Genomic DNA, 13,068 nt, shown 5'->3' on the forward strand with positions numbered 1-13,068 from the left:
GCTTGATTAAACGTTGTATAGTTCTTAGTTTGAAGACGGTTCTGTGATTCACATAACGTCAAGTTCTCCTTTTCACACAAGGTTTTCAATCTCATGAAACCCTCTTAGATGATTGCTTTCTAATAAGACTGCTGAGACAATGGAAGGGACACATTACGGAGATTTTTCCATTTTCATAAACTTGGGGGTTGGCAGCTTTGCTAAGATGGATTCATTTCAAAGAACTGTACATGCGTATTTTTTTCATCATAGGGATGGTCTTTGTCGGAATGGCGTTGCTCTATTCGCTTTTCCTCTCCCAACAAATTTCGAAATATGCGATCAATGAAGTAAATGGAAGTACGGCCGTTAAGCTTAATCATTTCAAAAATACGATGGAAATTACGTTACGCAAGTTAAAAGTAAGTTCTATTCAGCTGTATCAGGAGCGAAATATTGGCTACTGGCTCACGGCTACTGCGAAGGATTCCTATTTGAATCATCTCATTGATTTAAAGATTGGTGAATTTCTAAGTACAGAGAGACTCATTCAAGATGTGTATTTATTCAATCTGTCTTCTCGCGAAGTCTTCTCGGCAAAAAGCGGACCGGTCCCTTTCGATAACTTTCCCGATCAAGCCATGCTCCAGCAAGTTGTCAATCAAACGATGCAACCGCTTAATTTCTCTAAAGTGACCTTCATGGGGCAGACGGAGTTGACACTATCTCTTCCTAATGGTGGCATAGACCAAACGCCCAATGGCCGCCTTATGATTGTTCTAGATAAAACTTTTCTCGCTGAGGATCTTCTGCTAAGCAATAATGAGTTCGAAGGAAAATGGTTCGTGGTCGATAAAGACCAGAACATGCTTATGGGAGATGTTAGCGCATCTAGCGCAGGTGACATCATACATGCAGGAAATCAATGGCGATCCGATGGACAAGACTGGGGCGTTCAATCCATTACCTTTTCAGATGAAGACTGGCAACTGTTTCTGCTATCCCCTCAGGGGATATGGAAAAATAAACTCTTGGTGCTGAACTTCAAGGTATTAGGCTCTTTCTTTCTCATGATTGCTCTACTGCTAGTCATTCTTTATTTCTTATCTAAGCACAATTACAAACCATTAACAGAGATTCTGGGTAAAATTCGTATGTACACCACAGGAGCGAAACTGTCAGAGAATGCACTGTCGATTTCTTCCTTACATACGGAATTCAAGTTAGGAATTGATACGTTGGTTCATCGCATTGAGGAACAGAATCGCTCGCTTAAAAACAATGATTCCATTGTCAAAGATGAACTGCTCAGGCAGTGGATCTTAAGCGATACGGTTGGTCCCTCCTTACGTGAAGACCTTCAACAGAAGCTAACCATTCGTTTAAATAAGCCGATTCGGTTAGTGGTCTGTCGCATTGAGGATTATACCGCCTTCTGTCAAACTTACAACTTTCAATCCCGGAAATTGCTGAAATTTGCTATACAGAACGTGATGGAGGAAGTTCTCCGAACTTATGGACTCAAAGCAGAGACCTCCGATCTCGGGAGTGATCATATCGTCATTGTGCTCTCCGTTCCTGATACACAGAAACATAGTGAGCAAGAACTCCTAGGTATACTTGGAGATGCTAAACATCACGTCCTGCAATGGATCAAGGTCGCCATAACCGTTGGATGTAGTGATCCCATCGAGCCAACTGAAAATATCCATCATATCTATCGAATGACGTATGAACTAACTGAAATCTCCTTTATTACAGGAGAGAATGCCATCTATACACCACAAGATCGAAAAGCGACATACATGAATACCCCATTCAATGGGTTGGATACCGAGCAAATAACAGCATTTATTCAATCGATTCGTATTCGGGATACGGATGCCCTGCAACGACAACTCCAACAATTGTTCAATCAGTTGCAAGACTTGCCTGCTGATGAGAGCAAACTCCAGCTCATACAGCTTCTGTATGTGCTACAGAAATCTTTTAAACAATTGAATACACCTGGTGGTATGGTCGGCATACGCAGCCAATTGGAACCATTCAACAATTTGAAAGAAGTTCATGTTTGGGTTGAAGAGACACTTATGAATCTCATTGAACAAATGTCCAATCGTCGTACACAGAAGGAAGATATTTTCCCTGAGATTGTTGAATACATTTCCAATCATCTTCACGATGCCATGCTAACCATTGATGATATCGCTAATCATGTGAATTTCTCAGTCAATTATCTTCGTGTGATATTCAAAGAGCAGAATGATATCTCGATCTCCGATTTCATTTTGGAGCGACGCATTGAGAAAGTGAAGGAATTGCTGATCAAAACCAAATGGTCGATTGCCGAAATCTCCTCTCAGTCTGGCTTCCAGTCCAAAAGCCATTTCTTTACTGCTTTCAAGAAAGGCACGGGGATGACGCCTAGCCAGTATCGTGATGAGCACACGCAATCCTAGCCTAAATAAAGTCCAAGGAGTCCTGCATGTAACAGGACTCCTTGGACTTTATTCATACACCCTGACTTCATAAACAGCCGCGCTGGGATCACCATTGGTCTCATGAATGAGAATTCGTATCTGTGTTGTATGAACGGCTTGAGCGAGACGATGAATTCGTTTGCGATTGTAATTATTATCCACCCGGTCCAAAGTAGCCCAACCATTTGCTATCCATGCTTGTAGCTCATAAACTTTCACGCACTGTGGGTCCTGGTTAAGTGGCGCGTAAAAGCGATAATCACGCAGCAAATTTCCTGCGAAAGTTACTTCTACCTGTGAAATAACTTGTTCCTCACCCCACGTTAATTCTATCCACTGGGGCATCATTTCCGAAGGTGATGAACGCCACAGATTCGTACTCCTATAAGGTCTCGTAACGCCGCTTAGTACATGTGTAACGGGATAGCTGCTTTGTTCAGGTTCAATCTGGAAAGCCAACGTTTCTCCGTTTCCAACCCTTCGCATAAGCCCATTGCCCATATCCGCTGCGGCTGCCATGCCTGGTACCATATCGGCAGCTTTATGCCAGTACAGATGCGGATGTGCTCCGATGTCTAGACGAATATAACTTGCAGTTTGATTTGCTTTCAATTCCATATTCATTTCCCAGCGAATCCAATGGTGCTTGCCAGGTGGAACCGCAAGTTTAGTTTGAGCAAGCTTAGGCTCAATATCCGTTGCATAGTCCCAAATGTGTCGAACTGCTACTAGCGAAGCCTCGACCCACTGTGTCTGATTCGTAGAATTACTTAAACACACGGCGAGCGCCTCCACTTGCTCTGTGCTTGTTGCAATCCATTGACCACGCATCTCACTTAGAAGCTCGCCTTCATCTAGGGTGTCATCCTCGTTGACTACTTGTCTCGGTTCAACTCGACGCAGCCTCGCTTCACTACTTGCCGAAGGTTTTGCCGTTCTAGCCAGATCCATCACATCTTGATTTGATTCATGCAGCAAGAAGCAATCGTCTCGTATCAGCCTTTGTTTAAGCGCCGTGATTGTACTTGCCGACAAGTTCGTTACGCTCTCCCCTCGGCTGAGTGCAATTGCAGCAGCCGTACCTGCCGCTTGACCTAGCAAAGCAGTTGTCCCCATCACTCGGGTGCTTCCTAATGCCACATGAGATGCGCTAATATTGCGCCCCGCCATCAACAGATTAGATACGTCCTTAGCTATTAAGCTTCGTAGTGGTATGCCATAAGGAGGGATATAGCTCTTCTTCATATAATCCGAATTCTCACCATCAGCGACCGATTGCTCACTGTATTCAGCAAGTAATCCTCCAGATTTATGTAAATCAATATACCAGCCACCGAAGGCAACTTCATCTTCAAACACAGGCTGATTGACAAGATCTGCTTCCGTTAATAGGTAGTGCCCCATAATTCGACGACTCTCACGTTTGCCTGGAACTTGCCCGATCCAGTCAAGTGCATACTGTTTAGTCTTTTCCATTAAATCAGGATCCTTATTCTTCATATAATCCCATATGCCCAGCACATGTCGGGTTAATTCATGCCGAATTAACTCGTTATCAGTGATTGTATGCCAGGGTACACCTAGTTCAATCCACCAAAACCCACCCTCCGGATCATGCGGAACGCGGCCCCCCTTATAGAATACATCGGGGTTATCATAATGATATGCCCAGGCAGGTGCCTGAAAGGGTACAGGCTTCCCCATATCCTTGGCACGAAAATGAATCGAGCTCCCCATCACGTCAGAGCTTGCTGTTAGGGGAGCATGGTGCTCACCGAATTCCGCTTGTCCCTCTGTTCCCATTCGCCACTCACAACCGGATAATGCAGCTAAGATGCCATCCCCAGTACAGTCAATAAATACATTGGCATACAGGGTAAGGTTAGTCTCCGCGTTTCCAATTCTAGCGTGAATCGCCTTGATCTCCTTGGTTTCCCCCATTTCCAATGCATACACGGATGTGTTCAGATAATGCGATAAATTGGGGGTACTTATAATTTTGTCATATAAGATGAGATCCCAGACACTATTTGTTCTGCCATTCTCACTATTGGGCTCGTGATTCACCGCACGTTCTTCGATCAACAATTCTGAGATAATACCTGTCTCTCGTGCATAAGCATTGTAATTCGCTGCTCCCTGTGGAAATACACGAATTTCAGATGAACTGTTTCCGCCGAATACAGGACGATCCTGTACAAGGCATGTTCGTGCACCATTTCTTGCTGCTGCAATTGCAGCACATATCCCCGCTAATCCACCGCCACATACGATCACATCATAAGAATCATGTATCTGTTGCAACCTTAACCCCCCTGTCATTCAGTTACTCATTGACTCCACAACATACTTCAATAATGAATTCGTTGATAAGGGATACTGTAAGCCTTCATTCCCAAAATGTATAGTTCTCAGTTTTATGTTGGTTCTGATAGCAACGAAAACCTTGTGTGGTTTCACGCAGATATCCCCCAACCAACACAAAGAGGCTCCCTCCCAGGAGCCTCTCATCAACTACTTATGTATGAAGACACTACCTACTATCCTGTTTCTCAATTCTTGCAAGCCTTTGATCCAATCTTTCCAACAGGACCTTGATCTCCATATTTTCCTGCTCTGCATGATAATTAATTGCGAAGTCAAGGATCGCCTCCTGTTTATCTTTAGAAGCTTGTCGGTTCTGACTCATGAGAATGACTGGAGCTTGAAAGGCCGAAATACAAGAAAGGATAAGGTTTAGCAGGATGAACGGGGGTTTATCGAAGGCGAAACTCATGACATTAATGGACATCCAAAGGATCAAGAACAAACTGAATAGCAAGATAAATGCCCAACTTCCACCGAAATTTGCAATGCCATCAGCAAGCCGATCAGCCCTAGAAGTCTTCTTCTCCTGCTGCTCAATTAAATGGGATTTAATGTTCCCTTTATACGCATTTACAATGGAGGCTATGCGTTCTAATTGATCATTATCCAACTTAAAGTTAGGATCATTATCTAATTCATGAAACAACTTCTCCGATGTGACATCATCTGTGGTTTGTGCGCCTTCCGTCGCTTTTCCTATCTCTTTATTCATACTCCTGTCCCTTCTTCCCTAGGCCAAACTTACTGCAATGTAGCGAGGAGCTTCTCATCAAACTCCTGATCCGATTCCGGATAAGTTAAATCCATGCTTTCTAACGTTGCCACGGCAATTTGCAGTACCGCCCAATCCCGATACCAGCGATGATTGGCAGGGACAATATACCAAGGTGCTGACTCCGAGCTGCAGTGTTTGATCACATCCTCATATGCCTCTTGATATTCGTCCCAAGATTCACGTTCGACCAAGTCGTTCTTATCAAATTTCCAACGCTTTGTTGGATCCTTGAGTCGATTTCGAAGTTTGGCTAATTGGAAATCTTGCGAAATATGCAGGAAAATCTTAACAATCTTAACACCACTACTCTCCAGCAGTTTCTCAAAATGTTTAATATGCTTGAACCTTTGTTTGGTTTCAACTTCGTCAATCGTTCCATGGACGCGGGTGATCAGTACATCCTCATAGTAAGACCGGATGAAAGCTCCAATCATGCCTTTGGCTGGCGTTGCTCTATGCGCACGCCACAGAAAATCATGAGATGCCTCTTCTTCTGTTGGTGTTCGGAAACTCGTAACTTGGAATCCTTGGGGATGCAAACTACCAAGCGCATGCTTTACCACACCATCTTTCCCACTGCAATCCATGCCTTGAATAACGAACAGAACAGACTGTCGCTTTTCTGCATACAACATGTTTTGAAGAGCTTCTAACCGTTCCCTTAAACGTGCCATATTAAGCTCAATTTCATCTCTTTCTTGATGAGCATTTGTATCGTTGGGATCTAATTCAGATAAATGCACTTTTTTACCAGGTTCCCATCGGAAATCGCTGTTAGACATAGTTGACCTCCTCTACCGTGTCATGTGTTGAATCCCCACGAATTTCTCTGCCACAATGGGGTGGGCGAACTCTCCGCGTAAGATAGCCCCTTCCTCCACAACAACTTGTTTATCCAAAATGACATGATCCAAATAGGCATTCGCTTCAATGGCACACTGGTGCATCACGATACTATTTTTGATGCTAACGCCGCGATTCACCTTTACACCTGGAAACAGAATGCTATTCTCCACATACCCTTCAATGCTGCATCCAGGTGCAATGAAGGAATTACGCACCAATGCTTGATGATGGCATGCCGTTTCCAGTTCTTCCTCTTGTCTTGTATAGACTGATTCATGGTTTATCATGAATTCACGCCACCCCTGCGGTTGCAGAAGATGCATACTATGAGCATAGTAACTATCAATCGAATCCATTATTGCCACATACCCATGATTGGCATACCCTTGCACATGAATATCTCCCAAGCGGTTCCAGATGACTTCTTTCAGATACCTTTCACTACCTAGCTTCATACTTTGTTCAATTAATTCAATGAGCAGACTTCGCTTGATCACCATCGTATCCAAATCGATATTTTGTGGTTTCAAGCTTGGTAATGCATGGTACGTTGGTGCGACACTTATGACCCTGCCCTGATCGTTCATTTCCAAGTTATACGCATGACCGATATGTGCATGACGATCCATCTCCATCACATGCTTATAGAGAATCGTAATATCTGCGTCATTGTTAAGATGGTAATCGACCATATTTTCGAAATTCATATGGTAGATTACGCTGCTAGGCGCAAGCAGGATATAGGTTTCGGTACAATTCTTCAGAATATCAATATGACTGTACAGGTGAAAGAGATCCCCACGCATATCTTTAGCGAGTTGGCAAGGAGGGAGAATCGTTACGCCGCTTTCCCCCGTCATCGTTAAGCCCCAATGGTAACCGTCACCGACATGTTCAAGAAGGGAATCCGCTTTGTCATTCGCAAGCAGCATAACCTTCTGAATACCGGAATTGCTCATATTCGAGAGCGCAAAGTCGACTATACGGTAACGACCTGCAAAAGGTACAGCACCTACGCAGCGATTGCGTGTAAGTGTAGATAAATCATCCTGTTCATTCATCAAATTGATCATCCCAAGAATATCCTTCATCTTATATGCCTCCTTGGATTATCCGAAGTACACTTGATTGGTTAGCTTGGCCGGAATAACAGCTGGGTACTGACGTCTTACTGTTGTTCTCTCCGCAATGGTTGTAATCTCGAATCCATCCATCTGGCCTACAACAGCTCCATCTTTAATAATCGCGCCTTCTCCGATAATCGCATTGCTAATAAGTACATTTTTCCCAATTTGCACACCTGGCATGATGACACTATTGAGAATTCTGCTATTTTCCCCAACCCGTACGTTATCGAAGATCACAGAATGACTGACATTTCCATAAATGGTTGTCCCATCACCGATTACCGCATTATTGACTCTGGCCGTTAAGGCAACATGCGCTTTCGAGAGATTCTTCTTTTTGGTCAGTACAGGCCACGTTTCCTGGTCCAACTGCAACTTCGGCGTATAGCCAAGTAAATCCATATGGGATTCCCATAGGCTTTGAATTGTACCTACATCTTTCCAATATCCTTCAAATGGATACGCAGATAAATGGGCACCTCCAGCCAGTAGTCCTGGAATAATATTGTGTCCGAAATCATGGTCCGAGGTATGATCTTGCGCATCTTGTTCCAAAGAGGACAGAAGAACATCCCAATTGAACAAGTACACACCCATGGAAGCTAGATTACTATCGGGTTTCAGTGGTTTCTCTTCAAAAGCTGTCACCCGGTGGTTGTCATCCGTGCTCATAATCCCAAACCGGCTCGCTTCCTCCCATTTCACAGGCGTCACCGATATGGTCACATCCGCACCAGTTGCCTTGTGATGCTCAATCATCGCGCGATAATCCATGTTGTAGATATGATCACTGGAAATAATTAACACATAACTTGGATCCTGTTTCCGAAGAAAGTCCAAATTCTGATAGATGGCATCTGCTGTCCCCGAGTAAGCATTAGGCGCGCCAACTTGTCTTTCGAAGAGAGAGATCCCGCCTCTATCACTCTTCATTCCCCAAGCTTCCCCGTTTCCGATATGAGCATGCAGAGTGGCCGGTTTGTACTGTGTCAACACGCCTACCGTATCAATTCCCGAATGGGTGCAATTGCTCAAAGAAAAGTCAATAATTCTATATTTCCCACCAAAATGGACAGCTGGCTTTGCAATATTTTTCGTTAACGGACTAAGTCTGCTGCCCTCACCACCTGCTAATAACATAGCTACACATTCCTGTTTCTTCACTTTAATCTCATCCTTCCTTAGGCATATATTTGAGGATTACCGCTGCAAGTGGCGGTATGTTAACTGAAATACTGTGAGCATATCCTTGACAAGACCATTCCTCAGTTTCCAACCGTTCTGCATTCGTTATTCCTGAACCGCCGAATTCTAACTTATCGCTGTTAAAAACTTCCTGATAGCCCCCAGGCTCTGGGACCCCAAGGCGATATCCTTCATGCGCTTCAATCTTGAAATTGTTAATGAGAATCAGCTGATCGTTGCCACTCTTCGCTTTTCGTAAGAGCGTTACCAAACTATCCTCTTTCTCTTCCGCAACTAGGGAGACAAAGCCGCTGGGCTCAAAATCAAGTTCCCACAATGCTTTTTCTCCTTTATAAAAATGATTCATCTCCTTCACAAATTCGGCAAATTGTTGATGCTCTTCATGGCTCAACAATTCCCATTCCAAGGAACCTTCTGCATTCCAGTCGTTCATTTGACCGAATTCAGTGCCCATAAACACGAGCTTTTTGCCCGGATGAGCCATCAAATAGGCATACAGTACACGCAGATTAGCAAAACGTTGCCAATTATCGTCCCCCGACATTTTACCTAACAAGGACTTGTTCGGATAATTCACTTCGTCGTGGGAGTAGGGTAAGACATAATTCGCATCCCTTGTCCCTAACAGTGAGCGGGTTAACTGATCTTCCTGTCCGTTGCGTTCGCTCTGATTCTTCTTCATAAATGACAGCGTATCCGAGGTAAACGCTAAATTCCATTTGTAATTAAAACCGAGTCCGTCATAGTCAACAGGTGTAGTCACACCTGGAAAGGCACTGGAATCTTCTGCAATCATCAACATATCGGGATACCTGGAAAATACAACTGCATTTAATTTCTGAAGAAACGCAATTCCTTCCAGATGCTCTTCTCCGCCATGTTCGTTCGTAATCCATTCCTCTTTCGGCCGATTAAAATTCAACGTTAACAGACTATACACAGCATCAACTCTTAGTCCATCCACATGATATTTATCCATCCAGAAGAGCGCATTCGAAATCAAATAGCTGACGACTTCCGGCTTCCCATAATCGAAAATATATGTCCCCCAAGTCGGATTCTCACCTTTGCGACTATCCGCATATTCGTACAAGGGCGAACCGTCAAATCGGCCTAAGCCATGCGCATCCTTGCAAAAATGGGCAGGAACCCAGTCCATAATTACGCCAATTCCCTTTTGATGACAACGATCAACAAAGTACATAAAGTCCCTCGGTGATCCAAACCGACTTGTCACGGAATAATAGCTAGTTACTTGATATCCCCAAGATGAGTCAAGCGGATGTTCGGCTAGTGGCATGAGCTCAATATGGGTATACCCCCGCTCGTGAACGTAATCGACGAGTTCATCTGCTAGTTCCACATAACTATAAAATCCGCCGTCCTCCTTGCGCTTCCAACTGCCCAAATGCACCTCATAGATGAGAAGCGGCCGCTGCAAGTGTTGATCCGAGGAGTTATTCGCCACCCAGTCCTCATCCTGCCATTCATAATTTTCAAGCGAAGTAATAATCGAAGCGGTTTCTGGTCGAACTTCCGTTTGAAACGCATATGGATCCGCTTTTAGATATCGATCCCCGTCCAGCGTAACGATTTCATATTTATAGAGAGTTCCTTCTTCAAGTTCAGGTATGAACAATGACCAAATGCCATCTTGCATGGTCATTGCATGGTGGGTTCCATCCCAACCGTTAAAGCTGCCAGATACGTTGACTTCTTTGGCGTTCGGCGCCCACACAGCGAAGTTGACTCCTTTGCAGCCATCTCTTTCTTCCAAGTGTGCTCCTAGAAATTGGTAGCTTTGATATTGTGTGCCCTCATGCAGCAAATAGAAAGCTTCCTTGTTTGATTTCGAGGCAATCAATGTCATGCCGTTTCCTCCCCGTGTGTCGAGTTTAATCCTAATTACACATATCTTGGTAAATTGAAACAACAGACGTATAACTTCTTGCACGAATTTCAAAATAGCACGATACCTAAATGGCTCGTGTTCAGTGTTTTTTGTAGCATTTATATTACAAAAAGAAGAATACATAAATAGCCCGTGGGATATTCTCCCACAGGCTATGCCTTATGTTGCCTATATGCATTTTTGCCACACTTCAGCTTCCAAGAATGATGAATTACTTAATGACGACGTATTCTAAGTTAACCAACTTCGCGTAGGTCACGATTTGGTCTGTCGTCAGGTTCAAGGAAACGACAGTGTGGTGGCCTCCACCATTCTCGATCCAAGCTTTTACCCCATCTTGGAAGTTCGGCTTTACGTTCCACAGAACTCTAGCCACGGGAAGATTAGGAGCTGGAACGGTCGGCTCGAATGCAGAAATTTCGTTGATTAACAGTTTATAATGCGTACCGAAATCCGCCATAGATACGACGACACCTTCGCCCGCTTTACCGTCGAATACCAGACGCGCCGGATCTTCTTTACCACCGATCCCGAGCGGGGAAACGATGATTTTCGGTTGGTTGCTTGCCAAGGTTGGATCTACCTCGAGCATATGGGATTGAAGAATGGATTCCTGACCAATCGCCATCTCGTACGTGTAATCCTCCATAAAGCCCGTGTTCTGGTTGCGGCTCATCACCTTCAACAAGCGATCGATTGCGGCCGTCTTCCAGTCGCCTTCACCGGCAAAGCCGTAACCTTGCGCCATGAGACGTTGAACGGCAAGGCCTGGCAACTGTTTCATTCCATGCAGATCCTCGAAGTTCGTGGTGAAAGCATTATAGCCTCTCTCGTCGAAAAAGCGTTTCATCGCGATTTCATAGCTCGCTTGAACTCTGACGCTGGCTTCCCAATTTTCTTTGCTATTCGTGCCATAATCGAATTCGTAAAGTTCCGCATATTCGCCCATCAGAATGTCAATTTCCTGCTCGGTCACGGCATTCACGTATTGCACGAGATCGCCGATGCCGTAGTAGTCCACAGTCCAGCCGAACTGAATCTGAGCTTCAACCTTGTCTCCATCCGTAACGCCAACATTACGCATGTTGTCGCCGAAACGGGCAACTTTGATGTTGAAACTTTCGTTATAGGCAACAGCTACGTCCATCCAATCCGCTATCTGCTTCTTGACTTCCGCACGTTCCCAATAGCCTACTACGATTTTATTTTGTTTCTTCAGGCGAGCATTGATGAAGCCGTATTCACGGTCGCCATGGGCGGCCTGATTTAGGTTCATGAAGTCCATGTCGATCGTTGCCCAAGGAATGCTTTCATTATATTGGGTTGCCAAATGAAGCAGAGGCTTCTGCAGTAATTTCGTACCGCGAATCCACATTTTTGCAGGTGAGAATGTATGCATCCACGTAATCACACCCGCTACTTCGTCGCGATAGTTGACCTCTTTCATGATGGTTGTAATTTTATCTGCGGAGATAGCCAGGTCTTGCAATACAAGCGGATATGGTAGCACACCGCTGTTATTCAAAGCATCTGTCATCGTCTGTGCATGAGCTTTAACTTCAGCCAAAGCTTCTTCCCCGTACAAATGCTGCGATCCTACAACAAACCAGAACTGTTTAGTAGCTGTTGCTGACATCCTGATCATCCTCTTTTCTCTATTTTATAATGAATAATGCCATTACTTCTGCCCGTAGTAGGCATCTTTCCCATGTTTACGAAGATAGTGCTTATCCAAAATGCCTTGCGGCAATTCTTTGGCAAAGTTGTTTAGTTGTCTCGCGTACAAATTCATTTTGCACACTTCTTCCAGCACGACGCTGTTCACTACGGCTGATTTCACGTCTTTCCCCCAAGTGAACGGCGCATGACCTTGAAGAAGGACAGCAGGAATTGCCATAACATCCACGCCAAGTTTCTCGAAAGTCTCGATAATCACGCGACCTGTCTCAGCTTCATACCCCCGGTCAACCTCTTCTTGGGTCAAAAAGCGCGCACAAGGGATGGCGCCATAGAAGGTGTCCGCATGCGTCGTACCCATGACTGGTACATCCAATCCTGCTTGGGCCCAGATCGTTGCCCAAGTAGAGTGGGTATGGACGATGCCGCCGATTTGCGGATAATGTTTGTACAAGACCGCGTGCGTCGCAGTATCGGAGGAAGGTCTAAGCTCTCCTTCGACTACACGGCCATCGAGATCTACAACGACCATGTCGCTCGGCTTCATCGTTTCGTAGCTGACCCCGCTTGGTTTAATGACGAACAGACCGCTTTCCCGATCGACGGCGCTCGCATTGCCCCAAGTGAATTTCACCAGTCCGTGCTTCGGCAAGTCTAGATTCGCTTGATATACTTCTTCTTTCAGCTGTTCTAACAACG

The 13,068-nt window shown here is 44.7% G+C and carries 9 protein-coding genes; 1 reads left to right on the top strand and 8 read right to left on the bottom strand.

Annotated features, from left to right (window positions below; all coding sequences use genetic code 11):
• The first annotated feature begins 197 nt into the window (after positions 1 to 197).
• Positions 198 to 2,438 carry a helix-turn-helix domain-containing protein gene (locus A8708_RS07175; protein ID WP_068662807.1) on the top strand — a complete coding sequence of 747 codons (2,241 nt, stop codon included), beginning with the start codon at positions 198 to 200 and terminating at the stop codon, positions 2,436 to 2,438.
• A 48-nt stretch (positions 2,439 to 2,486) separates the two neighbouring features.
• On the opposite strand, the gene A8708_RS07180 is transcribed toward A8708_RS07175, so the two are convergent.
• The 8 genes from A8708_RS07180 to A8708_RS07215 all read right to left on the bottom strand — a co-directional run bounded on the left by A8708_RS07180 (position 2,487) and on the right by A8708_RS07215 (position 13,066).
• Positions 2,487 to 4,763 carry an FAD-dependent oxidoreductase gene (locus tag A8708_RS07180; protein ID WP_068662808.1) on the bottom strand — a complete coding sequence of 759 codons (2,277 nt, stop codon included), beginning with the start codon at positions 4,761 to 4,763 and terminating at the stop codon, positions 2,487 to 2,489.
• 229 nt (positions 4,764 to 4,992) lie between these two features.
• Positions 4,993 to 5,538, bottom strand: coding sequence for a DUF1003 domain-containing protein (locus tag A8708_RS07185; RefSeq protein ID WP_082927319.1), 546 nt, complete (start codon positions 5,536 to 5,538; stop codon positions 4,993 to 4,995).
• Between the two features lie 29 nt (positions 5,539 to 5,567).
• A complete protein-coding gene (locus A8708_RS07190; RefSeq protein WP_068662809.1) occupies positions 5,568 to 6,383 on the bottom strand; it encodes a PPK2 family polyphosphate kinase in 816 nt (271 codons plus the stop codon).
• A gap of 12 nt (positions 6,384 to 6,395) precedes the next feature.
• Entirely contained in the window at positions 6,396 to 7,538 is a 1,143-nt protein-coding gene (gene glgD / locus A8708_RS07195; protein ID WP_068662810.1) for a glucose-1-phosphate adenylyltransferase subunit GlgD, read from the bottom strand.
• A gap of 18 nt (positions 7,539 to 7,556) precedes the next feature.
• Entirely contained in the window at positions 7,557 to 8,738 is a 1,182-nt protein-coding gene (locus tag A8708_RS07200; RefSeq protein ID WP_068662811.1) for a glucose-1-phosphate adenylyltransferase, read from the bottom strand.
• Positions 8,739 to 8,745: 7 nt separating this feature from the next.
• A complete protein-coding gene (gene glgB, locus A8708_RS07205; protein WP_068662812.1) occupies positions 8,746 to 10,650 on the bottom strand; it encodes a 1,4-alpha-glucan branching protein GlgB in 1,905 nt (634 codons plus the stop codon).
• Between the two features lie 253 nt (positions 10,651 to 10,903).
• Complete coding sequence (araA, locus tag A8708_RS07210) at positions 10,904 to 12,328, bottom strand: L-arabinose isomerase (RefSeq protein ID WP_068662813.1); 1,425 nt, start codon at positions 12,326 to 12,328, stop codon at positions 10,904 to 10,906.
• 42 nt (positions 12,329 to 12,370) lie between these two features.
• Positions 12,371 to 13,066, bottom strand: a complete 696-nt coding sequence (locus A8708_RS07215; RefSeq protein WP_068662814.1) for an L-ribulose-5-phosphate 4-epimerase — start codon at positions 13,064 to 13,066, stop codon at positions 12,371 to 12,373.
• Between the last annotated feature and the right edge of the window lie 2 nt (positions 13,067 to 13,068).

The sequence above is a fragment of the Paenibacillus oryzisoli genome (genome assembly GCF_001653565.1).
In the GTDB taxonomy this organism is placed as follows: Bacteria; Bacillota; Bacilli; order Paenibacillales; family NBRC-103111; genus Paenibacillus_E; species Paenibacillus_E oryzisoli.

Coding starts and splice junctions, on each gene's coding strand:
- glgD (WP_068662810.1), bottom strand. CDS start 7,538: ATGAAGGATATTCTTGGGATGATCAATTTGATGAATGAACAGGATGAT.
- araA (WP_068662813.1), bottom strand. CDS start 12,328: ATGTCAGCAACAGCTACTAAACAGTTCTGGTTTGTTGTAGGATCGCAG.
- A8708_RS07185 (WP_082927319.1), bottom strand. CDS start 5,538: ATGAATAAAGAGATAGGAAAAGCGACGGAAGGCGCACAAACCACAGAT.
- A8708_RS07190 (WP_068662809.1), bottom strand. CDS start 6,383: ATGTCTAACAGCGATTTCCGATGGGAACCTGGTAAAAAAGTGCATTTA.
- glgB (WP_068662812.1), bottom strand. CDS start 10,650: ATGACATTGATTGCCTCGAAATCAAACAAGGAAGCTTTCTATTTGCTG.